Source organism: Salsuginibacillus halophilus (genome assembly GCF_003014715.1).
GTDB classification, from domain to species: domain Bacteria; phylum Bacillota; class Bacilli; order Bacillales; family Marinococcaceae; genus Salsuginibacillus; species Salsuginibacillus halophilus.
The window spans coordinates 1-23,781 of the sequence record NZ_PYAV01000018.1; the positions used below are offsets into that span (position 1 = coordinate 1).

The 23,781-nt window shown below is 47.8% G+C and carries 40 protein-coding genes; 4 read left to right on the top strand and 36 right to left on the bottom strand.

All coding sequences use genetic code 11. The annotated features are described in order from the left end of the window. Window positions 1-228 precede the first annotated feature (228 nt). The 4 genes from B0H94_RS15290 to B0H94_RS13905 all read left to right on the top strand — a co-directional run bounded on the left by B0H94_RS15290 (window position 229) and on the right by B0H94_RS13905 (window position 2,171). Window positions 229-906 (top strand): hypothetical protein, encoded by a 678-nt coding sequence (locus tag B0H94_RS15290; RefSeq protein WP_181315423.1) that lies wholly within the window; start codon window positions 229-231, stop codon window positions 904-906. A gap of 148 nt (window positions 907-1,054) precedes the next feature. Then, entirely contained in the window at window positions 1,055-1,291 is a 237-nt protein-coding gene (locus tag B0H94_RS13895) for a hypothetical protein (protein WP_106589867.1), read from the top strand. Further along, window positions 1,291-1,740 (top strand): HNH endonuclease, encoded by a 450-nt coding sequence (locus B0H94_RS13900; RefSeq protein WP_106589868.1) that lies wholly within the window; start codon window positions 1,291-1,293, stop codon window positions 1,738-1,740. Before B0H94_RS13895 ends, B0H94_RS13900 begins: the two co-directional genes overlap by 1 nt. Continuing rightward, a complete protein-coding gene (locus tag B0H94_RS13905; protein WP_106589869.1) occupies window positions 1,740-2,171 on the top strand; it encodes a hypothetical protein in 432 nt (143 codons plus the stop codon). The genes B0H94_RS13900 and B0H94_RS13905 overlap by 1 nt, the downstream gene beginning before the upstream one ends. A 10-nt stretch (window positions 2,172-2,181) precedes the next feature. Here B0H94_RS13905 and B0H94_RS13910 read toward each other — a convergent pair whose 3' ends face one another. The 36 genes from B0H94_RS13910 to B0H94_RS14065 all read right to left on the bottom strand — a co-directional run bounded on the left by B0H94_RS13910 (window position 2,182) and on the right by B0H94_RS14065 (window position 23,766). After that, complete coding sequence (locus B0H94_RS13910; RefSeq protein ID WP_106589870.1) at window positions 2,182-2,955, bottom strand: N-acetylmuramoyl-L-alanine amidase family protein; 774 nt, start codon at window positions 2,953-2,955, stop codon at window positions 2,182-2,184. Continuing rightward, complete coding sequence (locus tag B0H94_RS13915; protein ID WP_106589871.1) at window positions 2,955-3,248, bottom strand: holin; 294 nt, start codon at window positions 3,246-3,248, stop codon at window positions 2,955-2,957. The genes B0H94_RS13910 and B0H94_RS13915 overlap by 1 nt, the downstream gene beginning before the upstream one ends. An 11-nt stretch (window positions 3,249-3,259) precedes the next feature. Then, entirely contained in the window at window positions 3,260-3,592 is a 333-nt protein-coding gene (locus B0H94_RS13920; RefSeq protein ID WP_106589872.1) for a hypothetical protein, read from the bottom strand. An 11-nt stretch (window positions 3,593-3,603) separates the two neighbouring features. Further along, window positions 3,604-4,746 carry a siphovirus ReqiPepy6 Gp37-like family protein gene (locus B0H94_RS13925; RefSeq protein ID WP_106589873.1) on the bottom strand — a complete coding sequence of 381 codons (1,143 nt, stop codon included), beginning with the start codon at window positions 4,744-4,746 and terminating at the stop codon, window positions 3,604-3,606. Between the two features lie 91 nt (window positions 4,747-4,837). After that, window positions 4,838-4,981: an XkdX family protein gene (locus B0H94_RS15045; RefSeq protein ID WP_146139958.1), complete on the bottom strand. Its 144-nt coding sequence runs from the start codon at window positions 4,979-4,981 to the stop codon at window positions 4,838-4,840. Then, window positions 4,981-5,292 (bottom strand): hypothetical protein, encoded by a 312-nt coding sequence (locus B0H94_RS13930; protein ID WP_106589874.1) that lies wholly within the window; start codon window positions 5,290-5,292, stop codon window positions 4,981-4,983. The genes B0H94_RS15045 and B0H94_RS13930 overlap by 1 nt, the downstream gene beginning before the upstream one ends. A gap of 5 nt (window positions 5,293-5,297) precedes the next feature. Then, complete coding sequence (locus tag B0H94_RS13935; RefSeq protein WP_106589875.1) at window positions 5,298-5,591, bottom strand: hypothetical protein; 294 nt, start codon at window positions 5,589-5,591, stop codon at window positions 5,298-5,300. An 11-nt stretch (window positions 5,592-5,602) separates the two neighbouring features. After that, the gene (locus B0H94_RS13940; protein ID WP_106589876.1) at window positions 5,603-6,469 is read right to left on the bottom strand and encodes a hypothetical protein; all 867 of its coding nucleotides are present in this window, start codon (window positions 6,467-6,469) and stop codon (window positions 5,603-5,605) included. A 2-nt stretch (window positions 6,470-6,471) separates the two neighbouring features. Further along, on the bottom strand, window positions 6,472-7,320 hold the full coding sequence (locus B0H94_RS13945; protein WP_345789052.1) for a phage tail family protein: 849 nt from the start codon (window positions 7,318-7,320) through the stop codon (window positions 6,472-6,474). After that, complete coding sequence (locus tag B0H94_RS13950; RefSeq protein WP_106589878.1) at window positions 7,305-10,070, bottom strand: phage tail protein; 2,766 nt, start codon at window positions 10,068-10,070, stop codon at window positions 7,305-7,307. Before B0H94_RS13950 ends, B0H94_RS13945 begins: the two co-directional genes overlap by 16 nt. Next, complete coding sequence (locus B0H94_RS13955) at window positions 10,063-10,707, bottom strand: Gp15 family bacteriophage protein (RefSeq protein WP_245894068.1); 645 nt, start codon at window positions 10,705-10,707, stop codon at window positions 10,063-10,065. The genes B0H94_RS13950 and B0H94_RS13955 overlap by 8 nt, the downstream gene beginning before the upstream one ends. Before the next feature lie 6 nt (window positions 10,708-10,713). Next, window positions 10,714-11,088, bottom strand: a complete 375-nt coding sequence (locus B0H94_RS13960) for a hypothetical protein (RefSeq protein WP_106589879.1) — start codon at window positions 11,086-11,088, stop codon at window positions 10,714-10,716. A gap of 40 nt (window positions 11,089-11,128) precedes the next feature. Further along, window positions 11,129-11,581 (bottom strand): phage tail tube protein, encoded by a 453-nt coding sequence (locus B0H94_RS13965; protein WP_106589880.1) that lies wholly within the window; start codon window positions 11,579-11,581, stop codon window positions 11,129-11,131. A gap of 1 nt (window position 11,582) precedes the next feature. Next, window positions 11,583-11,978, bottom strand: coding sequence for a hypothetical protein (locus tag B0H94_RS13970; protein WP_106589881.1), 396 nt, complete (start codon window positions 11,976-11,978; stop codon window positions 11,583-11,585). Next, window positions 11,978-12,319, bottom strand: a complete 342-nt coding sequence (locus B0H94_RS13975; protein WP_106589882.1) for a minor capsid protein — start codon at window positions 12,317-12,319, stop codon at window positions 11,978-11,980. Before B0H94_RS13975 ends, B0H94_RS13970 begins: the two co-directional genes overlap by 1 nt. Next, the gene (locus B0H94_RS13980) at window positions 12,320-12,655 is read right to left on the bottom strand and encodes a putative minor capsid protein (protein ID WP_106589883.1); all 336 of its coding nucleotides are present in this window, start codon (window positions 12,653-12,655) and stop codon (window positions 12,320-12,322) included. After that, window positions 12,648-13,037 carry a head-tail connector protein gene (locus B0H94_RS13985; protein ID WP_106589884.1) on the bottom strand — a complete coding sequence of 130 codons (390 nt, stop codon included), beginning with the start codon at window positions 13,035-13,037 and terminating at the stop codon, window positions 12,648-12,650. Before B0H94_RS13985 ends, B0H94_RS13980 begins: the two co-directional genes overlap by 8 nt. Next, window positions 13,038-13,295 carry an FtsB family cell division protein gene (locus B0H94_RS13990; protein WP_106589885.1) on the bottom strand — a complete coding sequence of 86 codons (258 nt, stop codon included), beginning with the start codon at window positions 13,293-13,295 and terminating at the stop codon, window positions 13,038-13,040. A gap of 41 nt (window positions 13,296-13,336) precedes the next feature. After that, window positions 13,337-14,242, bottom strand: a complete 906-nt coding sequence (locus B0H94_RS13995) for a capsid protein (RefSeq protein WP_106589886.1) — start codon at window positions 14,240-14,242, stop codon at window positions 13,337-13,339. Between the two features lie 19 nt (window positions 14,243-14,261). Further along, window positions 14,262-14,822, bottom strand: a complete 561-nt coding sequence (locus B0H94_RS14000) for a phage scaffolding protein (protein WP_106589887.1) — start codon at window positions 14,820-14,822, stop codon at window positions 14,262-14,264. Between the two features lie 98 nt (window positions 14,823-14,920). Beyond that, window positions 14,921-16,033 carry a phage minor capsid protein gene (locus B0H94_RS14005; protein ID WP_181315424.1) on the bottom strand — a complete coding sequence of 371 codons (1,113 nt, stop codon included), beginning with the start codon at window positions 16,031-16,033 and terminating at the stop codon, window positions 14,921-14,923. Further along, entirely contained in the window at window positions 16,020-17,495 is a 1,476-nt protein-coding gene (locus B0H94_RS14010) for a phage portal protein (protein ID WP_106589889.1), read from the bottom strand. The genes B0H94_RS14005 and B0H94_RS14010 overlap by 14 nt, the downstream gene beginning before the upstream one ends. Window positions 17,496-17,509: 14 nt before the next feature. Continuing rightward, the gene (locus B0H94_RS14015) at window positions 17,510-18,805 is read right to left on the bottom strand and encodes a PBSX family phage terminase large subunit (protein WP_106589890.1); all 1,296 of its coding nucleotides are present in this window, start codon (window positions 18,803-18,805) and stop codon (window positions 17,510-17,512) included. Then, window positions 18,792-19,226, bottom strand: coding sequence for a terminase small subunit (locus B0H94_RS14020; protein WP_106589891.1), 435 nt, complete (start codon window positions 19,224-19,226; stop codon window positions 18,792-18,794). Before B0H94_RS14020 ends, B0H94_RS14015 begins: the two co-directional genes overlap by 14 nt. A gap of 56 nt (window positions 19,227-19,282) precedes the next feature. Beyond that, entirely contained in the window at window positions 19,283-19,786 is a 504-nt protein-coding gene (locus B0H94_RS14025; protein WP_106589892.1) for a YfbU family protein, read from the bottom strand. A 301-nt stretch (window positions 19,787-20,087) separates the two neighbouring features. Beyond that, entirely contained in the window at window positions 20,088-20,534 is a 447-nt protein-coding gene (locus B0H94_RS14030) for a helix-turn-helix domain-containing protein (protein ID WP_106589893.1), read from the bottom strand. After that, window positions 20,535-20,690, bottom strand: coding sequence for a hypothetical protein (locus B0H94_RS15295; RefSeq protein WP_181315425.1), 156 nt, complete (start codon window positions 20,688-20,690; stop codon window positions 20,535-20,537). Beyond that, on the bottom strand, window positions 20,691-21,029 hold the full coding sequence (locus B0H94_RS14035) for a hypothetical protein (RefSeq protein ID WP_245894070.1): 339 nt from the start codon (window positions 21,027-21,029) through the stop codon (window positions 20,691-20,693). Between the two features lie 44 nt (window positions 21,030-21,073). Continuing rightward, window positions 21,074-21,376: a hypothetical protein gene (locus B0H94_RS14040; protein ID WP_106589894.1), complete on the bottom strand. Its 303-nt coding sequence runs from the start codon at window positions 21,374-21,376 to the stop codon at window positions 21,074-21,076. Window positions 21,377-21,379: 3 nt separating this feature from the next. Then, a complete protein-coding gene (locus B0H94_RS14045) occupies window positions 21,380-21,613 on the bottom strand; it encodes a hypothetical protein (protein WP_106589895.1) in 234 nt (77 codons plus the stop codon). Between the two features lie 10 nt (window positions 21,614-21,623). Then, window positions 21,624-21,806 (bottom strand): DUF8096 family protein, encoded by a 183-nt coding sequence (locus B0H94_RS15560; RefSeq protein WP_486669388.1) that lies wholly within the window; start codon window positions 21,804-21,806, stop codon window positions 21,624-21,626. Then, window positions 21,807-22,427, bottom strand: a complete 621-nt coding sequence (locus B0H94_RS14050) for a dUTP diphosphatase (RefSeq protein ID WP_106589896.1) — start codon at window positions 22,425-22,427, stop codon at window positions 21,807-21,809. Then, on the bottom strand, window positions 22,424-22,585 hold the full coding sequence (locus B0H94_RS15300; RefSeq protein ID WP_181315426.1) for a hypothetical protein: 162 nt from the start codon (window positions 22,583-22,585) through the stop codon (window positions 22,424-22,426). The genes B0H94_RS14050 and B0H94_RS15300 overlap by 4 nt, the downstream gene beginning before the upstream one ends. Continuing rightward, window positions 22,582-23,058, bottom strand: a complete 477-nt coding sequence (locus B0H94_RS14055; RefSeq protein ID WP_106589897.1) for a hypothetical protein — start codon at window positions 23,056-23,058, stop codon at window positions 22,582-22,584. Before B0H94_RS14055 ends, B0H94_RS15300 begins: the two co-directional genes overlap by 4 nt. Continuing rightward, on the bottom strand, window positions 23,055-23,444 hold the full coding sequence (locus tag B0H94_RS14060; RefSeq protein ID WP_106589898.1) for a hypothetical protein: 390 nt from the start codon (window positions 23,442-23,444) through the stop codon (window positions 23,055-23,057). Before B0H94_RS14060 ends, B0H94_RS14055 begins: the two co-directional genes overlap by 4 nt. Beyond that, on the bottom strand, window positions 23,431-23,766 hold the full coding sequence (locus tag B0H94_RS14065; RefSeq protein ID WP_106589899.1) for a hypothetical protein: 336 nt from the start codon (window positions 23,764-23,766) through the stop codon (window positions 23,431-23,433). Before B0H94_RS14065 ends, B0H94_RS14060 begins: the two co-directional genes overlap by 14 nt. Window positions 23,767-23,781: the final 15 nt, after the last annotated feature.

Consider the following 23,781-nt stretch of genomic DNA (forward strand, 5'->3'; position numbering starts at 1 on the left):
ATTTCAAATTTATTTTCGGACACGTTGGTAGCGTTTGATTTCTGTTATTTGAAGCTTCAAACCACCGTTACATTAGGGTTTGTTGGAGTTGCCTGCGTGGATGAACGATTGTTGAAGTTGTTAGTTGCGTGATCATTTGTGTGGTCATGGTTGTGATCACCAAACCACCCTTCCATTTGTTACAGAATTTGTAGTATCATGAAGGAAAGTTAACAGGGGGACAATATAATGGAAGAAAAAACACCGTTTTATAAGAAGAAGTGGTTCGTAATCCCGGCTACAGTCATTTTAGTAAGCGGGTTGGTTAACGCTGTGAGCGGCGATGATGAGGCGGAGGAGGAAGAAGCCGAGGAAGCTGCGGCGGAAGAAGAGACTGAAGAAGCTGTAGAGGAAGAAGACGAAGAGGAACAGGAAGAAGCTGAACAAGAAGAAGAGGAGCAGGAAGAAGTTGAAGAAACGTTTATGACGCTTGATGAATTCCGCGATAATTGGAATGGTCTCATTAACGGTTTAGAAGAAGACGGCTTGGAGCATTTTGAGATTAGTGAATTTGACGAAGCTCCGAGTACGGACGGTGAAGGTTTTGGATACCGTTTAAGTAACGGCCTTACGATTATGGGCTTCACAGTAGATGGATACATTGAAGAAGTCTACATTGAAAGCGAAATGGAAGCTTTTGAACAAGATCGCTTTGAAGATGTGATGGCATATGGCGTTCTGATCGGCGCTACTAGCCCAGATTTGCCTGAGGAAGAACGTGGCGAGTTGTTGAACGAAGAATTAGGCTTGGATGAGGAATTGAGTTTCGTTGCAGAAACACAAGAAGCTTATGTAAATGAAGTGAGGTATTCTTTGGGCTATTTTGATTCACATGAAATTGTAGTCTTGCGAGCTACGCAGGAATAACGGTAATTAGAGAGGAGCTGCGTGCTCCTCTTTTTTTGTGCAAAAATTTCTCGGAAAAATTTATAAAAACTGTTTACACTCACCGATAACGGTGGTATATTATAAATACACCAACCGATAACGGTTGCAAAAACAAGGAGGAATTGAAATGAAAAAGTTTGAAGAGCTTAATGAAAACAACAGCACAATTGTAGAGGTTAACGGTGTCGAGTACCGCACCGTGCAAGATCCTTACGTTGGAGATGACGGAGACGAGTATCACGCTACCGCTTTAGACATTAACAACAACGAATATTTGATAACTTGGGAAGTAGTCCATCCGGAAACAACAGACGAATCAGAGGCGTGTGATTGGAAAAACCCGGATGAGGTTAGAGCTCTGTAATGCGCAAGGATTTAACTGGGCGCAAGTTCGGCAGCTTATCAGTTGTTGAACTTGCACAACCCGACGAAAACAACGATCGTAAATGGATTTGCAAATGCGATTGCGGCAATATCACTCATGTATATGGGTATTCTTTGAATCACGGTCATTACAAAAGCTGTGGATGTCAACATGCCGCTAAAAGAGACGCCGGGCTTAAGCAACACATTAACGCTGACACAACCTTTGGTACACGTAAATCTGCGCTAACATCAAAACTCCACAAGAAAAACAAGAGTGGGCATAAAGGTGTGCGTTGGGTTGAGGCGAGAAGAAAGTGGCAAGCTAACATTGGTTACCAAGGTAGGCAAATTAACCTCGGATACTTTAATGACAAAGAATCTGCGATCATTGCCCGAAAAGCAGCGGAAGAAAAATACCATAAACCACACTTAGAGGATGATGTTTAATGCTTGAAGAAGTGAGACGTCTGTTTGAAAGCGAAGTCACAACTTATAAAATCAGCAAAGAATCCGGCGTGCCGGAAAACACGGTGCGCCGCTTACGCAGCGGAGAAGCTAAGCTGGAAAATGCGACATACAAAAATATTGAAGCTTTGCACAACTACTATTATAAAGGAGCGGATAGCATGAATATGACAATCGAAAAGAAGAAAAATGGCAGTCACGTTACAGGGGAAGATCAGTTATGGGAATACGGATTGCAGGAAAGCTATAATAAAAAAATGGCCGTCAGCGATGTGCAGGATATTATGAGGGGATATGAAACGACGTGGGAAGCTGACCACGAAGAAAAGGAGCATATCGAAGCGTTAGAGCCGGGTCAATATGATGTGGATGAGGGCGACTTTACCTACTACATTAAAATAGCAGGGGAGTAATCCCCTGCGCTTATTTCACCAACGCCTGCCGACTGGCGATGATAAACGTGAGCCACGTCAATTCGCTGTTGCTCAATTCGTGATTCTTCACCGCTTCGTGCCAGCGCCCTTCGTCAAGCAAGCCTTCATCCTCCATGTCTTTTACCTTCTCAGCCATCTGCTCCCACTGCCAATTTTCAAGCTTCATTTCATCATCCTCCTCTTCGTTTTCTGATTCACTGGATTTGCGTGTCAGCCCAGCGGCTTCCACGATACCGCGCGCATGCCCACGCGCAATGTCCGTAATCACCTGCTCCTGCTTCAAAAGCTCCGCGTCATTCGCGTTGTCTAAAAACAGCGATTCAGTTAAAACGCTATACATACTTTGATACGTGTTACGCAACACAGAAAAGTTAGCCTGCTTCAGCCCGCGATCGGTGATGCGGTCGTGTTGCTCAATGTGCGATTTAATTTGCCGGTGCAGCGCTTCTCGCAATTCAGCAGATGCGCTGGAGTTGTTGTGCATAAACGTTTCGATACCATTCGCCGAGCCGTTGAATGCGTTCAAATGTACGCTGACAAAGAAGTCAGCGCCCCAGTCACGCGCCATTCGCGCACGGTCTGAAAGTTGAATGAATCGGTCATTCGAGCGTGTCAACCGAACCTCTACGCCTTCATACTCACTTTCGAGGATTCCTTTAGCTTGCTGGCTGATATCAAGTACAAGTGCTTTTTCCGTCATATCATAAGCAGATACGCCTAGATCATGTCCACCATGTCCGGGGTCTATCATTACTTTAACCATTAGTGACCCTCCTCAAGCTGCTTGATGTGCTTCTTTTCATCGGCAGACTCTTTGCTTTTCTTGCCTAACTCAAACAGTCCGGTCGCTGATAAGCCTGCAATTCCACCAGACCACCCGGAATGTAGCAGACTAACGCCAAACACCGGAGCAGCTGCAAGACCTAATAAAATACCGACCACCAGTGCGGCGATCGGAAGAAAGCTCTTCGGGATAACACCGCTCTTTTTCACGGCTTCAACAACCGCTGTTGCAATCGGCGCCACGGCTGTTGCTGTTGCTAAAATTTCGGTCATATCAAACCCTCCTAATTATAGTAAGCGAACAGAATTGGCAATAAAAAAATCACAACAGGTACGATTACGCCGACCGTTGCGATTTTCTGCTTTTTTTCACTATCTTCTCGTTTACGTTGACCTCTTTTGTATTCGCTAAAATCTTGCTTTAATTCTTCTGCTGCTTCAGTTGCTTTCTGTGCAAGCTCCTGAGCTTCCCGACTACGTTCGTTTGCTTCTTGTATGCGGGGAAGGCTTTCTTCAATTTGGGTCAGTCGGTGGTTAATGCCGACGAGTGATTCAGATATCTTCCTCATCTCGTCGTATATTTCTTTGTAACCGACCGTGACGCCCTCTCGCTCCATTTTTAGCCCCCTTAAAGTGTGGAGTCAGCCTTGTGCGTCGCACGCTTGACCTTATCTATAAATGTCGGTGTTTTACGCCCAAAAGTGGCTTCAATTGAGCGGCCGGATCGATCGTACACCTCACGCACTTCTGTCACGCGCGCGTTGAGTGTCACGCCCCAGCGCTTAGACTGCACCGTTACTTTGTCGCCTAAATTCCAAGCTTCTTCATATATAAATGGAGACTTCTCGAGGATTTCAGCTTCGAATGTTGTCTCGCTCGACATCTCGTTAAGCTCATCCTGCCCACGCGCTTCAAGCCGCTCGATCTGCTCCTCTTCGGGAATCTCCTCTTCCTCATCGTCTTCATCATCAACATCGCGTGCGTCTACAAATGATTCAAAGCGCTTAATCCCTTCGCTCTCCTCGCCCACCTCATGGACAAGGCGGTCTGTGCCCTCGCCCTGCCCGCCTACGTAAGTGTCGCTAACATAATCAAGCAGGGAATCAATGAAGGTTTGCTCCGATATGCTTTGATATTCCGGCGAAAAGATGACCGGCGGGTTGTCGCTCTGGTCGGCAGTCACGTCTTTGCCCTCTATCACGTCAAATACTAGGCTAGGCTGATCGTAATCAACGTAGATGTGCCAACCGATATCGGCGCGTTTGGCGATTGTCTCAAGCTCTTCGTGCAGCTCCTTATAACGTGATTCGAAGCTGACGTGGTCGCCGCGTTCCTCATCTTCTGCAATCGCAAGCTGTTCCACCTTCCGGTTTGTCTTGTCCGGGTCGGTGAGGTTGTTTTCGACATAGTGTTTAAGCACCGTCTCGCCTTGTCCACTCCTGCGGTCATAAGCCGTGTGATCCGGCGGTAAAGTAACACGCTGCTTTGTTATGCCGTCCAGCGTAACACCTTGTATCTGCCAGTTTTCCGTTTCTGCGCCGTTTTCGTCTACGCTGATTTCGCAATGGCGGATGATGCCCGCCTTCTCCGTGTTGCCGTGCAGGATGATGATGTTGTGCTTCTCTAGCTTGTCTGCATTCTGCGCCGCGCGGTTCACAAGCAAGTCAAACTCGCCGGTGCCCTGCCATGAGCGCGTGATCTCGAATGTGTCGTAGCTGTCGATCTCGCCAAGCAGCTCTAAATCCGGTGACAAAATACGGATGGGGTACATGCGCCACCTCCTTTCGGCATAAAAAATACACCCTCATTTGAGCGTGTTAGTTACTGCGCATTATTGTCCTGCTGCATAAAAAAATAGACCGCTAGTCGCCGTCTTGTTCATGATCCATTATCTCTTCTTTTTCTTCTTCTGTAATATATCCTAACTCAACCGCACGTTCTAACGTATCCTCGTCAGCACTACCACGCTTCCATTGGCGTTCAAAAAGTCGGTACTCTGCGCTCATTAACCATCGACCTCCATCATTAGTTTCATGATTAAATCGTCTTGATCTGCTTGCGATAACTCTAAATCTTCGTTTTCTTTTTCTAATCGGTTTATTTTTTCTTTAACTGTTTCAGGTAATTCATTTTCGTTTTCAACGTCACCTATTAATTTTCGATACTCTTGTTTAACTTCTTTCATTTTTTCATTAGAAATCGGTTCTTCTGGAATATCTTCTACACTTAATACTTTTTTTATTGCATCTTTTGCTTCTTCTTCAAAAGCAGGATTCCAATTAATTACATGCCCTGAATTAGACAAACGTTTAATCATTTATATCACCCTTTCTTTACAATAAAACCACTAATGTTGACAGATATAACGCCTGTCTCAGATTCTAATTCATCTCCTCCAACAAAAACAGCATCAAATGGAACTGCGTGGTTTTGTGCACTGCTATCAGCTTCAGGTTGAAAAGGTACTCCATTTATTAAAAAAGAGTCTCCTGAAACGCTACTGCCCTCTGCTAAGAGGAGTACCGTTACCTTCCAAACTTCGTCTTCAGGGACAGTTACGCTTTCATCATTAATTTGAATACTAATAGGCTCATTTTCGATTGTTACATTCGACATTTAATTACCTCCTATCCCATTACAAATTTAATTGCCAAAGCATCTGATTTAGCATCTAAATCAGGCAATTCGCTCTCTGGCACTTTACCGTCTGAATTTAATGAAGCGTATCCATCCGGTTGCCCTTTTTCTGCCTTATGCGCAGTAAGATCTTCGTCTACCGCGTCCAAATCTTCCTGCGAAACATACGTTTGACCTTCCAACTCAGCCATGTAATCATCGAAAACCTGCTGCCATTCAGCAAGCTTGTTATCCAGTTCCTCTTGAAAGTCATCACGTGATTGCTCGTAATCTTCTTTAATGCTTTCAATCTCCTGCTTAATGTCCGAAAAGAAGCTCTCCCACTCGTCTACAAACTGGTCAGTTGGCACGGTTAGCATAGAGTTAACTAACCCACACAGGTCTTCGTCCAGTCGCTCATCCGTAACGTCGTCAGAATCAAGACTAGATGTGTCAGCATGCACGTAAATCTGCGCAAGTGACAGCTCGTGCACGAAGTTATCACGCGTAAGTTCCGGCGGCTCCGGCTCCTCAGCGGGATCACCTTCAAGCACAAACAGCTTGATATAGCGCGCGGAATTGCGTGTGTCTAATCGGAGTACGACGCGGTCAATGCGGTCAGTGTCGCTTTCGGGAAGCGAGTGTTCCAGGGTCTTTTCATCCGTCAATTCGTAAAGGTGGCCGTCAACGATCGCCTTTCCTGCTTCTACGTAAGATTCAAGTGAATCGTCACTTACGCTAACCTCAAGCGTCGGCTCTTCATCTGTGTGCACCAAACCGCTGCTTAACACTGTACCAAAGTAGTCAGCAAAGTCAGCTGCTTGATACTTGCGCTCATCATCGCTAGCGCTGTTAAAAAACTTGTATATTTCCGGCATAATCACACCCCCACATACCTTTTGTTGTAGTACATATCAACGATTGCACCTTGAATATCGTCATCTGCTGTGTACTCAATTTCGTTTTCTCCCACTTCTAACTGGAAAAAGGTGCTTTGCAAGTCAATCCAGTTAAACACATTGCGCTGCGTGCCGTCCGATTCTTCGATGACCACCGATTTATCACCCGGCGTGGTGTCAATCTTGAGCACCTCGCTAGACTGCAGCGTCTGCTTGACCTTGATATATTCGCCTGTTGTCACATTCTCAATCCTCGGGTTTTCCGCAGGGCCGTTAAACTCGATTTGAAGCGGGCACGGTGCGTCGCCGTCGTTGTCGATGATGCGTGCATCGCGCTGTATGCCCATTTCAAATGAGCCCTCGAATGGAAATTTAAATAGCGGCTCGAACGTCGGTGAAGTTTCGATTTCCGGCGTGCGCCAGTAAGGGTTGGGTGCGATAAGATCGACTGTGCACCTCTGATGTCCTGTACTCGATTCCTTAGATGGAAATTGAGGTACACCCGTAGCTACACAATCAATCAGCCACTCACCGTCTGATGTTTCATAACTTAGAGTTCCAGCTTTTAATTTAGGGTTAAACACACGCGCCAATTTGCGCCTGTGCTCCGCCGTGTCTGTGCTTTTGATTTCCACTTCGAGTTCAAGTTCACGCTCTTCAAAAGCAACGTCAACAAGCTGCCCGCCATCAAAAAAAGGGGGTTTCTGCATCTGCACATCCGCATCAGCACCCCCGCGTCCGTTAAATTCTACAACGCGGAAAGTGCTGTCACGGTTCATTGTGATTGATTCACCGTTTGCGTTTGTGTAAGTTATCATGCTCTCCCCCATTCCTTCGCCATGTTTCGGCTGGCTTTGCGTTGCTCTCTTGCAAGCTCCTTGTACGACTTCTCACGCGGTGAATTAATCGTTAAGTTTTGGATATAATCGCCGCCGCCCTGTTGTTGCTGTGTGCTGGCGCCACTTGCTGAAGATCCCGGCACCGCGTTAACCGCCGGAGCCGCCATTTGAGACATTTTCTGCGCACGCGCCGCCATATCTACGGCTAGCGTGTCATTCATCGCCTTTTCGACTTCGCCTTTTGCGCCTTTAATGCTGTCGCCGATCGGCCCGCCAAAATCAAGTTTGTCGATGTCTTTCATAGGCCCTTCTTTTGCTGGGCTGAAAGGGAGCCTGTCGCGCGCTGCGTCCATCACACCACCAATAGCATCAGTTACATCTCCGATTGCCCCAGAAATGCCTTCTGCGATGTTCGACACAATGCTTTTACCTGCTTCCAAGAAGTCGCCTGCTACATCAGTAACCGCACCTAAGGCTTCCTCCATTCCACCTGTCACACTGCTAACCACTTCTGAAAAAGCCTCGGACACAGCGGTAACTACGCTGTCAAAGTTTTCTTGTACGCTGGACAAAATGCTTGAAGCTATCTCGCTAACAGTAGATAATATGCTGTCCCAACGCTCCTGTGTGGTGGTTACGACATTAGAAAAGATGTCACTAATTGTGCTTAGAATGTTATTAAACACGTCGCTGATTGTTGAAAGTACATTGTTAACAATCTCGGTGATGGTGGTTAATATGCTGTTCCAACGTTCTTGCGTATTGCTTACAAGCTGGCTAAGAACCTCTAGTACAGTGCTTAGAATGTTGCTCCATGTATCGGTTACGAAGTTGAATATATTGCTCACAACATCGCTTATAGCGCTGTACATCGAGTTAAAGTTATCGACCGCTTGGTTGTACAAATCAACAAAGAAGTCTACAACCGCTGATACAAGGTTTGATACAGTATCTGTCACGGTTGATATCAAGTCTTCAAACCAGTCGATGATGGCGTTAACCATGTCGGGTATGATCGAGTTGCCAACCACCGTGTTGTACAAATCAACGAAGAAATCCACAATTGTGCTTACAAAACCTTCGACCAACCCAACAACTGCTTCCCAAATGTTTTCAAAGAAGCTTTTAGCAGCTTCGTTCATATTTTGAAAAGCGTCCATTGCTGCTGAAAAGTCACCTTCAATCGCATAACCTACAGCCGTTACCATACTGACCACAAAGTCGGTCAAATCAATAATCGCATTAATTAATGGCCCGAGTGCTGATACAACACCGTTAAATATGCTGATCGCTATACCGAAAGAAGTGACCAAGATACCGCCGACAACATTTGCCAGTGCCTCTAAAAGAGGTCTTGCGCTCTCCCACAAGCTCATCAGTGATTCCCAAATTGGGCCGACTGATTCAACGAGGTTTGTGAAAGCGTCACGGATGTTGGACATGAGGTTGCTTACAAGCTCTACGATGCCTGGGCCGTACTCATTCCAAAGCTCAACCAACCTAGTCAGCATGTTACTAACCGTTTCCATAACCCCTGTCATCACGGATGTTACAACCTCTAAGATGTTTTCAAATATCGAGCGCCCGCGCTCAAGTATCGCTTCGCCGTTTTCCTCCCAAAAGCTTCGTATTGCACTAACAACAGACATAAAAATATCGCGCACTTGGTCTAAGACCCCATGCACGATTGATCGGAATTCTTCTGATGTTTGATAAGCTGTGACAAAGGCAGCGGTTATGCCAGCGACAGCCGCCACCACAATAGCAACCGGGCCGGCAAATGTCTTAAAGGCTGCAACTAGTGATCCAAGCGCAGGTATCATAGCGCCAACGGCAGCGGTTGCGGCTCCGAACGCAACAAGCAAAGGCCCGATTGCGGCCGCGAGTGCAGTAATGCCTGTAATAACAGCTTGTGTCTGCGGACTTAGACCGTCAAACCACTGTATCACGCCAGCTGCCGCCTCACTCATGCCGCGCAAGGCTGGAATAACAGTGTTTTCAATCGCCGGAATTAAGCTCCCTTCCAAAACAGGAACCATTTCTTCCGCAATGATATTACCTACACCTTTAATCTCCGTCCAAAGCTCGTCCAACGCCTCACGGAAGCTGTTAAGGTTCTCCAAAGCTTCGCCGGATAGCACGCGGCCGCTCTCGTGTGCCTGCTCCCTTACATTTTCAAACTCTTCCTCGCTCATAGCTAGTATGGGAGCCAATTCCTCGTATGAGCCACGCAAGAGGTCGTTACCGAGTTGCGCCCTCATAGTGTCATCTTCAACGCCTCTCAGCGCGTCCATGACCGTTTCCATTTGTTCATCCGCGTTCATGTTTTCTAGCTCATCATATGATATATTAAGTTCATCCAAAGCCTGTCTGCCCGCGTTTGTTTCGGATTCCATCTGTGGCATTTGACGAGTGAGGCGTTGTGAAGCGTTTGTTACTGCGTCGGTGTTAACCCCTGCTCGGTCAGCGACTGCCTGCCATTCTTGTATAGCATCAGTGCTGTGTCCTGTAGCAACCGAAAGGTCAAGTACGCTGTCAGCATAGTTTGCTGTTGAAGTTACCAAAGCCGCAATTGTACCTGTTCCTGCCACAATCGGGCCCGTCACAAGCTTTGATAATGCCACACCAGCATCTTTTGCAGATGATGCCGTTTGCTCAACCGCACCTTCTAGCTCCTGCAAACCCTGCTCCGCTTCACTACCATCAAATATAGATTCAATTGTTATCCGTCCGTCAGCCATCTTGTCCACCTCCTTTGCGCGGCGCTAACATCGCCGCTAGGTGGTCTGCTTTAGCGTCGATATCTTCCACGCTGTCTTCACCTTCTAAACGGTAAATGCGCTTGAGCTTCATGATCCTGTCACGCTCTTCTTTGTTGTGCTTGCTCGGCTTTGGTATCTTCTGCTGGCGTATTCCAACCACTTGCTTAAACTTTGATTCGTCGCTCAAATTGGTGAGGAGCGACTTAAATTTTTGCCAGTGCAATTTTCCTTGCACGTCGAAAAGGTCGATGTTGTAGTCATACAAAAAAGACGCAAAGATGTACTCTGCGTCCTTCTCTAAATCGTATGGAGCTTTTTCAATGTTTGAGCGCTGCGGCCGTTCAATCTCGCCTTCATCGCTCAACTGCGAAGTGTCTAAGATATAATGTTTATAAATGCTTTCTACGATGGCCACTTTCGCTTGGATATCAAGCCCGGCTAGTTCTTCTTTGTTAACCACAAACATCTCAACAAACGTGTTGACCTTCTCAGCCTCTGTGAAAGTGGTGTCCTGCCACAGCTCCATGGCGCGCAAGACTTGGTCGTAAGCAAGGTTAAGCTTTAACTCCCTACCACCGACAACCAGCGCGTCATCAAATCGGTCTGTAAGCTTCATTTACACTCACGTCTTTGTGTAATAGTCTCGTTTGTCGCTAACCTGCATTCGATCCTGCACCCAACTTGTAAGCGCGTTGACCACATTCATCATCTGAATCATCGACTTGCCGGAAGCGCTGTAAATTGCATCAAATGTACCTTCACCAAAAAACAATTCAAGCACACGCTTGACTGCCGTCCACCGTTTTTCTTCAAGTTGCTCTTTTTCTGCTGCTGTCATGTCGTCCACATTCTTCTTAGCCGTTACCTCATCATGGAAGCTGTTTAGTTGTTGCTCGTACTTTTTCAACGATTCATCGTCGTAATAAACCTTATATACGTTATCGCCGATTTCAAATTCATCAAATGGCTGTTCCAGCTGTACTGTAATGCGTGCCATGCAATACCTCCTTTAAATTAAAGAGGGCCGAAGCCCTCCGTTATTCTTCTTCGCCTTCTTCTGTAACTTCCGGCTTACCGTTAAAGTGGATAGCAACTTCAATTTCTCCTTTCTCGTTCGCGTCGCCGCCGGGGCCGGAAATCTCTGCGATAGTCACCGGGCCTTCAAGCACAACACCGTTTGGCAGCGTCCACTTGAAGGTGGTCTCACGCCCCTTACCAATCTCCAACCACTTCTCAAAGATAAAATCCTGCGCAGCGTCGCCGTAATAGCGGTGCCCACTGAATGACAGCGTCATCTGCGCCCCCATCACCGTGGTAGAGGCGTAACCGTCACCATCAAAATACTGTGTTTGATCGTTTTCTTCGTTTAACTCAGGGTCAAGGCTGTTAAAACCCTTCGCCAACCGTTCATAAGTCTCTTCTTCCTCGCCCGGTGTAACATCAATTTCGAATTTGTGCTTTGACTGCACCAACAATCCTTCGTCCTGCATGTTAATCCTCCTCGATTAGTAATTCCGCTTCAAACAAGGCGGTGTGTAAGTCACCGTCGCTTGTTCGCTCCACGAATTGCGGTGTGTTATACAACTCGCATTTGACCATATAAAAAGAGCCATCACTGCTTGTGATCGCTCCGTTTCTTAAACCATCTAATGTGTTTGCGATGTCCAGAATCGTCTCATAAGACGTACGGTTCAGCTTATGATTGACCAAAATTTGAAACTGGAACCGCATAACCTTTCCCCGATCGGCGTAACGCCCCTCGATATTGCCGGGCGTTGGTCTAATAGCGATATCATCGCCATCCCCCTGCTGACCCACGCTGAGTAGGTCAACGAACAAGTCTGCGTTTTCTTCGATATACCTTTTAGCCTGCAGCAAAAAATCCATTACATCTGCCGCCCAACGTGGCTTTTGAGGATACTCAGCCAGTGGTTGAAGTTAGCTGCACGCGCTGCTTCAAACCACAAACCCTGCGCGTTAGGGTTGCTGTCACCGCTGAAGTTGTAGTGCGGATTGTAGTACAGCCGCGCGGCGTAAGGTGTTGACCAAACGATAACGCCACTGCCGATCTGTGAATTTTGCAATGCGCTGTCACGCAAATAGCCTTGATCCATCGGCACGTATTGATTGCTTGCTTTTATAACCTCACTGTCCAGCACTTCCTGCCCGCCAGACAAGGCACTTTGCAACTTTCTGTGCGCTCCTTGCATATCAACGCTCACTCGCATTTATACCAACTCCACTTCTATATGGTGCGGCTTTGGGCCGAAGGCATATTGTTTGTTGACTTTGTGCACCTCGTGGCTTTTACCATCAAACTTAACCGTGTCCTTGGCCTTGATGTCGGGGAAAGCACTGGAATTCGCGCGATCAACAAACAGTACATTCTCGGCTTCAATACGATCCGCATTGCTATTACGCCTCAAGGCGGATGCAGGCTGTACAAGTACGCGTTCAATCGTAACAGGTTCGCTGGATTCCGGTTCATCCCATCCCCCGCCTTCCTCGTAAGGTTCGTGCGTAACAGTGTGGATCAGCAAGTTCTTAGGAATCGGTTTAACCACCGTTAATCACCCCTTGGTACAACATGCCTGTCGGCGCTAAAAGGGAGAAAACTTTCGGGCTTACACGCGCCGCCTGCTCGTTTTCTGCCGCTCCGCCTTTGGAATATTGAAACGACCCGATAGCAAAGTTGGAGTAATCTTCGCCAGCGTCTAACTGCTCAGGTCCTCCGTTTACTACGTAAAATTCCACCTGCGCCGCCGTCGCCTTCTTAACCTGCTTTTGGATGAATGAAGCAAACTCCTCAAACTCACGATTGTTTAACACGTAGTTTGTAACCTCGTCAATCAGCTCTGAAGCACGCTCAATGTAGCGCTCTAAATCATCGCCTGCATCAACGCCTTTGTACTCGTCGTTGTAATATGCGGTGTCGATGTAACCCATCTAATCACCTTTTTTCAACTTAGTGTTCTCCGCCTTGAGCGATTTGTTTTCCTTCTGAAGCTCTGCATTCTGCTCTTCCAGCTTATCCACCTTGGATTTAACCTTGTTATACTCCGCAATTGATACCGACTTACCACCAGTCGCCTGCGTAATCACCTTGCCGTTGCTGTCAATCTCGTCATAGCCACTCTTCAAATAGCTGTTTTTCCCTTGGTCAGATACATTCACAATACGGTTGCCACGTCGCATTTTTGGCATGTTATACCTCCTTAATATAGAGGAGAGGCCTTAGCCCCTCCTTACTCTGCCGGTTCCGCGTCTACGTTAAATTTGATCCCAGGCACCTTACGCTCGATAGCAAACACATCCCAGTAACTACGCTCGTAATACAAATACTTGCCACCAGTGTGTGCAGCCGGTTCATCGAGGCTGACAAACTCGTACTTCATCGGGCTGATAATAGACTGCGGATGTACAAGGATCATGTTGATCTGTACAGCGCTCGCATCAGCTTCTGCACCACGCGAGAAGTCATATACCGTCTTCATGCGGCTAGGCGGAACACGCACAATCTGCACTTCATCCAAGCTCCGCATACCGCGGTTTACACTGCCGCTGTTTTCATCCACACGGATGTAGCGGGAAAGCTCCTCAGCACGTTTAAGTGTCTTGTAGTACGCTGGAGTTACATAGAGGATGCGGCCTTCCTCTGGCACCTCGTCATCATCCATCTGTTGCATATACTCATCAAACAACTCAAGCGCGTTCGATTCTGTGACTTCCGTTTCGTCCGGCTCGCCGCCGTAATCTTGGAATTCAGCGTATAGCTTAGAAGCCATGTACTTATCCATTTCCGGAATCTTCTGTTCGTCGTTAAAAACCCGCGTAATGTTAGCGATGGTCACAGCCATGTTCGACTCATCCACATCCTGCGGATCAATGAGTGTGCGAAATTCCCGGTCGTGCTCAAGCACTTTCGGTTCAAAATCATTTTCGACTTGGCGAGTGAATGAACCGATTTCGTCACGGGTAACGTCCACCATACCGGTTACATCGATTCTCGGAATGTTTACCGTCTTTGCGCCACTCCATTGAATCTGTTGGTTGTTTGGGGTGTTGTACAGCGCGTTAAACCGTAGCGACCGCGCAAACCGTTGTTGCAACCCCTGTAGATAAAGCTCTGCATAGTTAATTGGTTCTGGCATAATACATCCTCCTCAAATTTTAGTCAGCTGGCTTAAAGGCTTCCAACCAACTGTCTTGTGCGCTTTCTCCTGCTTTTACATTCGTGTCTTGTCCAAACTGTGGCTTTGGCTGATCCTGCTGCTCCGCAAACAAGTACGGATCGCTCTCGCGAATTTTGCTTAGCTGATCGTCTAAGCCTTTGAGCACATCGCCGTCCTGCTTGATTGTGTCCATGTCTAAAAGTGCCTTGACCGCTTTCGGATTCTTCGCTTCTGCCTCAGTAAGCGACTTTTCAAGCGCGTGGTCAAACTTCGTCTGCTGTAACTGTTGTTCGTACTCCTGCTTGGTCTGCTCGTTCTGATCCTGCAACTCCTTGATCTTGTTCTGCAGCTCTTCGTTGCCTTCTGCCTGCTTGTTGAGCTCTTTCAACTGCTTATCACGGTCATCCATCGCCTGCTTGTACTCGTCTAACTGCTGTTGAAGCTCCTCGGCGTTGCCAGCCTCCTCTTTGATCGAGTTAACTGTTTTGCCGTGCTCCTCCATGATCTTTTCAATTGCCTCATTCTCAAGTCCAAGCTCTTTCAAAAACTCTCGTTTCATGCTATCTCTCCTTACATTGGTTTTACGTGTTATGAGCACGAAGGATAGCCATTTAACGCATGGCTACGTAAAAAGCCCTGCACTGGTCTGTGCAAGGCTTAATGTATCTGCTCACGTTCACGGCGCCGTGTGCGCCCTGTGTCGTCTGCAAACTTCCTCATGTTCGACTGTTGCAGGCGCATGCGTTCGTTAGCCTGCTTCACGCCTTCCTCATCGCCCAAAGCCTCCATCGTGCGCTTCTCACTTTTGGCTTGGCGTATCTTGCGTTCAATGTTTCGCTGCTTCTGACTGTTCTTATACGCGCGGTCGTTCTCCGTCTTGTTAACCGGCTCATTCTGCTGCTTAGATTGACCGGGGAAGTACGGATACTTAACGTGTCGGCAGTTAATACCGAAAAGACCGTCCTTCTCGCCCATAGACGTACTGGATAACGGCGGGTAGTTGTCGCTATCACCACCACGGCTGTACACCTTACCTTGATGAGGCTCGCACTTAGGGCGCGCGCCAACGTGACTGCTGACCTCAACCAAGTCCACGCCCCATTCGTCGAAGCGCTTTTCTTGAATATCATTGGTCACGCGGTTAGACATGGTGCGCATAACCGTGCGTACATAGCCTTCCGGCGACATTTCAGCGCCATCTGACCGGATCAAAGCAGGCATACCTTTGTGGCTCCACTCCCTCACTGTGTCACGAAGCGCCTGCTCCGGCGACTTCACACCTGCACGCACATCCGCGGACGCGCGCGTAAGCATGTTGCGGTACGTTTCCTCTGACTGGTCAAGGAGCGTGTTGTTTACACTACGCAGTGTATCGTTCGCCTGCGCTTGATAGCCGTCAAGTATCTCCTGCACCGCCTCATCTTCTGCCAACGGCACCGGCTCGCTTAGGTCTTTGCCATCCTCAAGCGCCTTTCTAAGCGCTTCCTCGTTCGGCTCAACGCCTTCTTTGCTAGCCTTGTCCAAAGCTTCCTGTATTGCATCCCTGTTACCGCCGGTCAGCCGTGCTAGCTCATCCGCGTTACGCTCTTTGATCGCGTTCAGTTTATTAAGCTGCCGCGCCTCCCAGCGTGAAGGGTCAGACTGCAGCAGGTCGTTGTCTTTGCCGAGCTCTTTCGCCATGTTTTCTATCATACTTGTCTGTAGCACGTTGTACACCTGTATAAGCGGTTGTGACAGCTGTTCCAAACGTTCACGTTCAATCATCGCCATCACCGTACATATCATCAATGTCCGGCGTCTGTGTCGCCTGCTCCTGCTGTATCTCCTGCAGCATCTCGTCCGCTTGCTCTTCAGTTACATCAAGCACACGCATCATCGTGTACTTCTTGCTTGTTATGCCGGCGTTACGCAGCTTTAAATAATACTCTGCGTCAGCATCCCGGTCTTCCGCCACGGAATCATCAAAGTCAATCGTTACTTCATAGTCAGCCGGCGCCGAGAAGAAGCCGTACAGCTCCGCAACCTCGCCAATCGACTGCACCAATTCAATCAGCGCCTCTTCAATGATTGTCTCGTGGCTCCGCTTGGTGCGGAAAGTCTTGCTGTTCTCGCTTACAACCTCGGTAGCTGTCTTAACACCCTGCATGTCGAAGGTGAATGTACCTGCGCTGAATCCTGTCTGCATGGCCAGTGTGTCAAGCAGGGCTTTGATGGCTGAAACGTGCTCTTCAACGCGGATTTCCACACTTATGTCTTCGATATTAGAGCTGTCTTGGTCGAAGTTAAACGCTTGGAATACCTCGTCGTTGTCGTCAAAATAGCGCTTCATCTGCCCGCTTTGTGGGTCTGGCACAGCCTTAACAGCCGTTTGCGGCACCATAATCCGCTTCTTACCGAGGCGGAATTCACGCTCGAAGCTGTCGAAAGCAACATCTAACGCCTTAATGGTGTCCAAAGCATTGGCGTAAATAGAAACGCCCAACGGGCTCTGCGTGTCGAAGTTGTTTGCCGTGTTTGGCTTGATATAGACAAACAGCGGACGCTTCAACCCTTCGATCGTCACCCTTTCCTCTAGTGCGGGATAGAGTGTGGCAAGGCTGATCTTGATCCCCAGCTCGTTTTTTGTGTCCGACTCGTACAACTCATTCGTAACAACGTAAGTGCTGTCTTCCCACGTATGCCATTCAAGCAGCGTGTAATACTTATCGCCTTTGCGCGTTTCGTTGACAAACACACCCTCACGCACTTCATGCGCCGTCGTGGATACAGGAATAAAGCAATCTGCCGTAACATAGCCAAGCCGTACGCCGTGTTCATCTGCATACACCTTAACCGCCATGCCACCTAGCGCAAAGCTGTATTCAAGGTAGCGCTGAAACTGCTTATGGAATCGGTTGCGTTTGAGCACCTCGTGCACGTTGTCTCTCATTCCCTCATGCGACACGTTAACAACGCACTTCTCGTTAAAAACAAGCTGCGCCATCTCCGCGGCAATGTGCTTAGGCATACCGAGCGTATTCATACGCCGCTTCTTCGGCCCATCGACTGTGTGGTATCTTAAATCGTGCCACGCGCTGTAATAACCGCGGTACAAAGCAAACCATTTATCAATCAGCTGATAGTGCTCGTCTGACGCCGCAATGTCTTTCTTCTGCGTTACATCCTTAACGCCGCGTATTAGCCCCATCCGGTACATCACCTCCTTTATCTTGCTGACCATCGCCTTAAACACCCTGTCACCCCCCCTTACAACTTGAGCTGAATCTTCTGCAAGTTGTCTTGCACGAAGTATTGGAACGCGTCGGCCGTGTGGTCATCGCGCTTAACCACTTTCGGATCATCGCTCAACAGCGTGTCTGCATCCCACTGATAGCGCTTGTGCTCCTCGTAAAATACTTGGTTGTTGTCGTTATTAAGCATAAAAAAACGACCTTGCGCCAGCAGGTCTTGTACGTTTTCAATCATCGTTACTTTTTTCTTCTTGGCGACTGGGTGCAACCTTACGCCGTAATCTTTAAAATACTGGTTACGCATACCGCCCTCAGCTGAATCAATCGTGCGGTTGTCTACATTGCGGTTGTACGTCTGCCTCAACCGCTCCTCAAATGCTGCTAAATCCGCCGCAAAGTCGCTCGGCGCTTTCTTCTCCTGCTTGTGCTCAGGTGAGTAGTAGTAAGTGTCCAACAGGATCACGTTAAGCCGCTTCGTCAACCCCAGACCGAGAAACGTGGTGGCTGACACTTGGTGTCCGGTGTCGATGGCTACATCAATCAGCATAATGTCATCATTGGCTGGCACCTCGTCAATCCAGCGGAAGTGCGCCATGTTGTACACCATGTCACCTAATCCGATAACCTCACCTTTGTACATCCACCGCCAGTAGTCGTGGTCGTTGGCTTTGTACTTATCAATCTTGCGTATCAGCTGATTGGAGAGGAAACCTTTCTTATCCTCCAAGTACGTACTGTGGTGCAGAAAGAAGTCATCATCATTGTGCTTGCCATCACGCCATTCATTCACCCACTCATACGGATTGCGCGGCGGGTTGTAGGAGTAATACACCTTAACCTGCTTATCGCCTAAATCCTCACGGATAAATGTATCCTCCACCGTGTCGATATCTTCAATACCTGCAAACTCCGCCAGCTCCTCAAACCAAAGCGCCATAACATAGCCCACCGCAATTTTAGCTGACTTGAGTTTGAGCGGATCGTCCACACCGTAGAAGTAGAAGGCTGTGCCTGTGCGCCTGTGCTCGATAATGAGCGGCGACTTACCAAACCTAAATTCACTTTCAACACCCAGCATGTAAATTGCCCACTTGATCTGCTCGTACACCGAACCGGATAAATACTTTCCGACCTTCCGCAGACAAACAACGTTGCCCTGCTCATCGTCTAAGAAGTCAGTCACCAGCTTGAGCGATATCACAGATGACTTCATGGATGAGCGCCCGCCGCTTAGGATGGCAGCAGGTTTGTCTGTCAGCCAAAACGAGTAGAAGTTAGGGTTAACCATGTCCATGATGTCAACTGTCTTCATCCTGCATCGCCTTTCGCATCGCTTCTTTATCCTGGACGATCAGCACACGCTCGCCGCCTTCTTCCTCTCGCTCGTAAAGGCCTTCGATGGCATTAAGCTCCTTGATCGCGTTCAGCATAGCGTTGCTGTTTGCCTGCCGTACGCCTGCTGCTTCGATACTGTACTTCGACTGATCCTTGAGCCATATGAGATCATTGACGGCTTCCTCGCGCGTCCACAGGGCTTTCTGGCGGTGTTCCTGCATCAGTTCCTCGTACCTTGTAGAAACCTTTGCGTTCTTCAACACTTTGTTTGCGGCTGTATCCATTCTTTCAGCAGACATATTAGTGGAGTAACCCGCCTGCTTGTAAGCTTCTCTTTGACTAAGCCCACTAACTAACCCCTGCACAAACTTTTCTTGCTTTGCTGTCAGATCACTCATGTCACATAGCACCTACCTCCAATAAAAAAGCACCCTGTAATAGGGCGCTCTGAACTTTACCTCGCGGATAATATCATTTTTATTTCATCTTCACTCAAGTCTCTCTTTTGTTTTAGCTCATCCTTCCACTTGTTCACCATATTATAATAAGAGCTAACCATTGGCATATGGCTGTTGTATCCTCTGAATCTATCTTCAGACTGCAACTCTGTAAACCTACCCAGTGTTTCAACAAAAAACTTAGTATAAACCATGTGTTCGGTTTCGTGGTTACCATCAAAACCAAGGAAATTAATATCTCTCTCACTCAAATTCGTTTCCGTCAATGAATCATATGAACTTTTGAGCACGCTGTACAAGTCTAAAGTGTCAATCACCAAACGGCTACTTTCTTCAGGAAAATCGTCTTCTAGATCAAAGTACTCCTCATAGTGAACCTCGTACCCTTGCTCGAGAATTTCAATTTTTTCTTGATAATTAGACGAGTTTTCGCCATCTAACCGAGACAAAATTTCATACTGATTCTTTAAAAAAAGACGGTCTTTCTTGCTAAATTCCATTCCAATCCCTCCTTACCGCCACAATTCGCCAAAAACTTGAAAAATACCTTCAACTTTTTAACTTTTATTTAAATTCTTCACATATACGCACCCCGCGCCATACACGCACAGGATTTTCTTATCATTCACACGCTTACCATACACGCAGCGCAGACACCATTCCGGTTTAATCTTCATCGCTACCCTCCTAAAAAGCGCCCACGTATGTGAGCGCCGAGCTATGTAACCCCGCTGGGCGGGGCAAAGGAGGAATCCATGTGAGGTGTACCAATACCTCTGCATTCATTGTATAACACCGCTATCACACCTCGCATTTTTCTTCAAAACGTTCAAAACGCTCATTTCCCTCATTCTCCTTCAACACCGTGATGATGCGCTCTTTGATGCTGTTTACCTTGCCCTCGCTGATACGTAAATGCTGCGCTATGGCAACTTGGCTCATGCCATCCATCATGCAGAACATGATTGTGCGCTCTAAATCATTCTCGATGAGGTTCACGCCGTTCTCCACAAACGTAATCTTGCGCTTTAATTTATCCAACTGCCTGTGCCTCTTGTCACGCTTGCCTGCCACTTCCTTGCCGATCTTATCCTTGTTTGCGCCCTGTGGCTTTGGCATTGTGGATTCGATACCATATTGACCTGTTAGGTTGGTGTCAACTTCTTCAAGCGTCTGCTCTAACCTAGCAACTTCACTCGGCATCCAGTAATAATCACGCAACGCCTGCTCGATGTCATTTCTATTCATTCAATCCACCCTTTCAAAGCCTTCTAACTCGCCGATCGAATCCGGTATCGCTGTTTCCGTGTCTACGCCGTCAATGTCCTCAAGCACCACCCACATGCCTTCATCCTTCGTCACCTCGTACACCCTGCCGCCACGCTTGTATAACTCGCCCAGCATCTAACCCCTCCCCGGCATATCATCCGCATACCGATTGATTGACTGTAATAAACTAGCTTGTGTCTGTATGCTCTCCAATGAAGCCAGCGCGGAGCGGTGCATCTCTAGCGCCGCATCCCGCTCAAACTTCAAATCTGCTACCGTGCCTCTGGCAATATCCGGTATCAAGGTAGCCTGTACGCCGTCATGTCGTAGTTTGGTAATCTCTTTGTACAGTGCCTCTCTATACGCCCGCTCGCTTTCCGCTCTTTCTTTGCTTAGCCGGAATACCTCTTTTGACGCCTTGTCTATGCGCTGACTGATGCTGTACATTTCCTTCGCTAACTCGGTCGCCTCCACAGTATTCCTCCTTTATGACTTTGCGCTGCCATTCGATCTGCTCTTTATTCATTACTCCGCCCCTCCATCAGTCGCTTAAAGTCGCTTGCCTTCATGACAACGAGCCAATCCTTCCGATCAGCCTTCAACGCCAGCGCATCCGGTTGCTCCCTCTCATCTTCCAGCAAATCATAAAGCGTCTTCCAGCCTTCCTTCCGCGCTTTGACCTCCCACTCCAGCCCCAACGCTTTCACATCGTTGCTGTACTCACCGCCGACCGCACCGCTTAACGGTGTCTTTGTGCCGCCCATCAGCTTTGCAAACTCCAATTCTCTGCGACTCCCTTTTTCTTTGCTGGCTTTGCCCATTCTTTACCACTGCTCCCAAATATCTTTCTCTTGCTTGCGCATAACCAATGCCATAACCAAGTGTCCAGATCCCAACAAGAATCCGATCACCCCACCCACAACAACAAAAACAGTCGTATCAACCGAACCCTCTGTCGCCAAATCAACCAAGAAACCCACAATCCAACCTATCGAGCCAAAGACCATTGTCAAAAAAGCCATCGAAACCAAAGCCAAAACCCATAATTTTTTAAACATGCGATTCCTCCTAAAATGTCTTCTCATCACCGCAAGCCTTGCACACTCTTATTAACCGTCTGCTATCTATCTTGTGCGTGAACCGGGCAGCGCCACACGCACACCGCCCGGCTGGCACATTTTCCGTTTCCTCTTTTCCGTGCAGCTTCTCTCTTTGTTCCTGCAGGGCTTTTGCCCATTTCTTCGTTGTCATCTAGTATCCGGTGGCTTGGCGCTCGTGGTTGACTTTGTTTTTCTCCCAGTAAGCTTCTCGTATTTCAGTTGGACAGAATCCTAAGGTCATACCCAGCGAAAAAAATACGCGCAACAACGCTACATACCAAAACTCATTGCGATTAGAAGTAAATGTACTAATGTATTTATAAACTAAATTAAATTGTTCGCTAGGCGATTGACACTGATAGTTTTTTGCCATATCGGAGCTTACATAAGATACTGTCTCGTCAATTTCTAAACCAAGGGATAAGATGAAGTGTAGGCAGTCAACGTATTCTTCAAGGATTGGGTTTCTTCTTTTCATTGGGTGAACATTACCGTCACATTCCAGCTCATGATCTATATCAAAATTACCTTTGCATTTCACACAGTAATAAAACTCGGCGTTTTCTTCGCTACAACTGCTTTCAACGTAATTTCTTGGTTTTGAGTTCCCGCTCCAAAACTTAAACCCGCGCCACTCGTTTGCCAGCTCACCTAATTCAACCTGTAAAGCCAGCACTTTCTTCTCAAACAACGACTCATCCTGCAACCCTTTCTCATGCACAATCTTCTCGTCTAACTCCCTCTGCTTATCAAACATAGCTTGTAAATTCATCGCTTACGCCCCTTCCGATTTTGTACGCCTCGTTTACTGTCGCCCTGCTCAAGCACGTAACGTTGTCCCTTGATCCGCAACACTGTAGGTACACCCTTCTTGCTTTTTTCTACAATCGTGCGCGGTCGGTACGGATCGCCTTTCTCATAGCGTTTCATACCTTGATCCTCCTGTTATTGCGCCTTAACTTCTCTCGCCCTTGCGCCCTGCCTTCTTCCGGTGTGGTCGTTGCAGCCTTTTCCTTTGACCACCCTAACCGAACGCGCTTGCTCAATAAATAAGGGCTTACACCATTTTCTTGGCACTTAACGTAAATGTCGTCGCTGAATTTCCGGTTAGCTTCCCTCGAGACTTCTCGCATTTCCTCGTCATCTATCAGCAGCTTAGTTGCGGCCGTTTCTTCATCCCATCCACGGTAAATGCGTGAATCAAAAGTGAGTTTCGATATTCCGTTTGCTTCCGCCCTCTCGATCTGATCTTTGCGGCTCCTCATTTTCCGTGGTGGTGTGCTTACTGCTCTGTCTATATCCCAGCCGTACTGATACACGCGCTGCCTTAATGTGGTGTACTTAACGCCGTTCCTCTCCGCTTCCTCAAAGTCTTCTGGCGTAATGTAAATGTAGCGCTTCATTGCAATTGCTCCTCTTTCTTTTTCCGTACCTTCTGCTTAAACGCCGCGTCCTCGACACTCCAGCCGCTCCGCAGTCTGTTGTAAAATGTCTGGTATCCTACTGCAGCTTTGCTCTTAACCTCATCCCACCCGCTCGGCTTGTGCAGATAATCGGTTAAAGCTGCATCTTCCTCGCGCCAACCTGCGTACACGCGCTGTGCGTATGTCGTGTAATTGACCACCGCTACGTCTTTCCATCTATCCCAATTGGCCGATTCACGCATCAGCGGCATGGTGCAAGCTTCGTCTGGCGGCATCTTCATGTCATAGACGCGCTTTTCTAGTGTTCTGTACTTGATACCGTTGCGCTCGGCTTCTGCGATGTGGCGTGGCTTAATCTTGCTCATCGCTGTACACCTCCCAGAAGTAAGCAGCTCCGATTACAAAACTGGCTAAACCCGCACTCCAATTATTAAATAAATCATCCAGTGATTCATCTTCATTGGCTTCTTTTAACGCCTCGACGTAAATCAATCCGTCCGCCATTTCCTCTGCAAGATGCCTTGCCCACTCTGCTTTACTTAAATCAGCATCATCTGCGCTGACACCGTACTTTTCTAAACCTTTTTCCTGCTGTTCTTCAAGGATGTATATTGCAGCACTGACTGCATCGTAAGTCTCTCCGTTAGCACGTTGCTTCAACTTTTCCTTTGCCTGCTCAATAATCATGCAACCCCTCCTTGT

Coding starts and splice junctions, on each gene's coding strand:
- B0H94_RS14015 (WP_106589890.1), bottom strand. CDS start 18,805: ATGAAGACAGTTGACATCATGGACATGGTTAACCCTAACTTCTACTCG.
- B0H94_RS13905 (WP_106589869.1), top strand. CDS start 1,740: ATGCTTGAAGAAGTGAGACGTCTGTTTGAAAGCGAAGTCACAACTTAT.
- B0H94_RS14045 (WP_106589895.1), bottom strand. CDS start 21,613: ATGTTTAAAAAATTATGGGTTTTGGCTTTGGTTTCGATGGCTTTTTTG.
- B0H94_RS15560 (WP_486669388.1), bottom strand. CDS start 21,806: ATGACAACGAAGAAATGGGCAAAAGCCCTGCAGGAACAAAGAGAGAAG.
- B0H94_RS14025 (WP_106589892.1), bottom strand. CDS start 19,786: ATGGAATTTAGCAAGAAAGACCGTCTTTTTTTAAAGAATCAGTATGAA.
- B0H94_RS14020 (WP_106589891.1), bottom strand. CDS start 19,226: ATGAGTGATCTGACAGCAAAGCAAGAAAAGTTTGTGCAGGGGTTAGTT.
- B0H94_RS14000 (WP_106589887.1), bottom strand. CDS start 14,822: ATGAAACGAGAGTTTTTGAAAGAGCTTGGACTTGAGAATGAGGCAATT.
- B0H94_RS13940 (WP_106589876.1), bottom strand. CDS start 6,469: ATGCCGGAAATATACAAGTTTTTTAACAGCGCTAGCGATGATGAGCGC.
- B0H94_RS14030 (WP_106589893.1), bottom strand. CDS start 20,534: ATGAATAGAAATGACATCGAGCAGGCGTTGCGTGATTATTACTGGATG.
- B0H94_RS14055 (WP_106589897.1), bottom strand. CDS start 23,058: ATGAAGCGCTACATTTACATTACGCCAGAAGACTTTGAGGAAGCGGAG.
- B0H94_RS13985 (WP_106589884.1), bottom strand. CDS start 13,037: ATGGGTTACATCGACACCGCATATTACAACGACGAGTACAAAGGCGTT.
- B0H94_RS13960 (WP_106589879.1), bottom strand. CDS start 11,088: ATGGCACGCATTACAGTACAGCTGGAACAGCCATTTGATGAATTTGAA.
- B0H94_RS14060 (WP_106589898.1), bottom strand. CDS start 23,444: ATGAGCAAGATTAAGCCACGCCACATCGCAGAAGCCGAGCGCAACGGT.
- B0H94_RS13975 (WP_106589882.1), bottom strand. CDS start 12,319: ATGCGAGTGAGCGTTGATATGCAAGGAGCGCACAGAAAGTTGCAAAGT.
- B0H94_RS14065 (WP_106589899.1), bottom strand. CDS start 23,766: ATGATTATTGAGCAGGCAAAGGAAAAGTTGAAGCAACGTGCTAACGGA.
- B0H94_RS13900 (WP_106589868.1), top strand. CDS start 1,291: ATGCGCAAGGATTTAACTGGGCGCAAGTTCGGCAGCTTATCAGTTGTT.
- B0H94_RS15290 (WP_181315423.1), top strand. CDS start 229: ATGGAAGAAAAAACACCGTTTTATAAGAAGAAGTGGTTCGTAATCCCG.
- B0H94_RS15045 (WP_146139958.1), bottom strand. CDS start 4,981: ATGAGCGCAGAGTACCGACTTTTTGAACGCCAATGGAAGCGTGGTAGT.
- B0H94_RS13970 (WP_106589881.1), bottom strand. CDS start 11,978: ATGGATTTTTTGCTGCAGGCTAAAAGGTATATCGAAGAAAACGCAGAC.
- B0H94_RS13915 (WP_106589871.1), bottom strand. CDS start 3,248: ATGACCGAAATTTTAGCAACAGCAACAGCCGTGGCGCCGATTGCAACA.
- B0H94_RS14040 (WP_106589894.1), bottom strand. CDS start 21,376: ATGGGCAAAGCCAGCAAAGAAAAAGGGAGTCGCAGAGAATTGGAGTTT.
- B0H94_RS14005 (WP_181315424.1), bottom strand. CDS start 16,033: ATGGCGATGATTGAACGTGAACGTTTGGAACAGCTGTCACAACCGCTT.
- B0H94_RS15300 (WP_181315426.1), bottom strand. CDS start 22,585: ATGAAACGCTATGAGAAAGGCGATCCGTACCGACCGCGCACGATTGTA.
- B0H94_RS13995 (WP_106589886.1), bottom strand. CDS start 14,242: ATGCCAGAACCAATTAACTATGCAGAGCTTTATCTACAGGGGTTGCAA.
- B0H94_RS13930 (WP_106589874.1), bottom strand. CDS start 5,292: ATGATTAAACGTTTGTCTAATTCAGGGCATGTAATTAATTGGAATCCT.
- B0H94_RS13955 (WP_245894068.1), bottom strand. CDS start 10,707: ATGAAGCTTACAGACCGATTTGATGACGCGCTGGTTGTCGGTGGTAGG.
- B0H94_RS13965 (WP_106589880.1), bottom strand. CDS start 11,581: ATGCAGGACGAAGGATTGTTGGTGCAGTCAAAGCACAAATTCGAAATT.
- B0H94_RS13925 (WP_106589873.1), bottom strand. CDS start 4,746: ATGTACCCCATCCGTATTTTGTCACCGGATTTAGAGCTGCTTGGCGAG.
- B0H94_RS14050 (WP_106589896.1), bottom strand. CDS start 22,427: ATGAATTTACAAGCTATGTTTGATAAGCAGAGGGAGTTAGACGAGAAG.
- B0H94_RS13945 (WP_345789052.1), bottom strand. CDS start 7,320: ATGGGGGAGAGCATGATAACTTACACAAACGCAAACGGTGAATCAATC.
- B0H94_RS13920 (WP_106589872.1), bottom strand. CDS start 3,592: ATGGAGCGAGAGGGCGTCACGGTCGGTTACAAAGAAATATACGACGAG.
- B0H94_RS13910 (WP_106589870.1), bottom strand. CDS start 2,955: ATGGTTAAAGTAATGATAGACCCCGGACATGGTGGACATGATCTAGGC.
- B0H94_RS13895 (WP_106589867.1), top strand. CDS start 1,055: ATGAAAAAGTTTGAAGAGCTTAATGAAAACAACAGCACAATTGTAGAG.
- B0H94_RS13990 (WP_106589885.1), bottom strand. CDS start 13,295: ATGCCAAAAATGCGACGTGGCAACCGTATTGTGAATGTATCTGACCAA.
- B0H94_RS15295 (WP_181315425.1), bottom strand. CDS start 20,690: ATGCTGGGCGAGTTATACAAGCGTGGCGGCAGGGTGTACGAGGTGACG.
- B0H94_RS13935 (WP_106589875.1), bottom strand. CDS start 5,591: ATGTCGAATGTAACAATCGAAAATGAGCCTATTAGTATTCAAATTAAT.
- B0H94_RS13950 (WP_106589878.1), bottom strand. CDS start 10,070: ATGGCTGACGGACGGATAACAATTGAATCTATATTTGATGGTAGTGAA.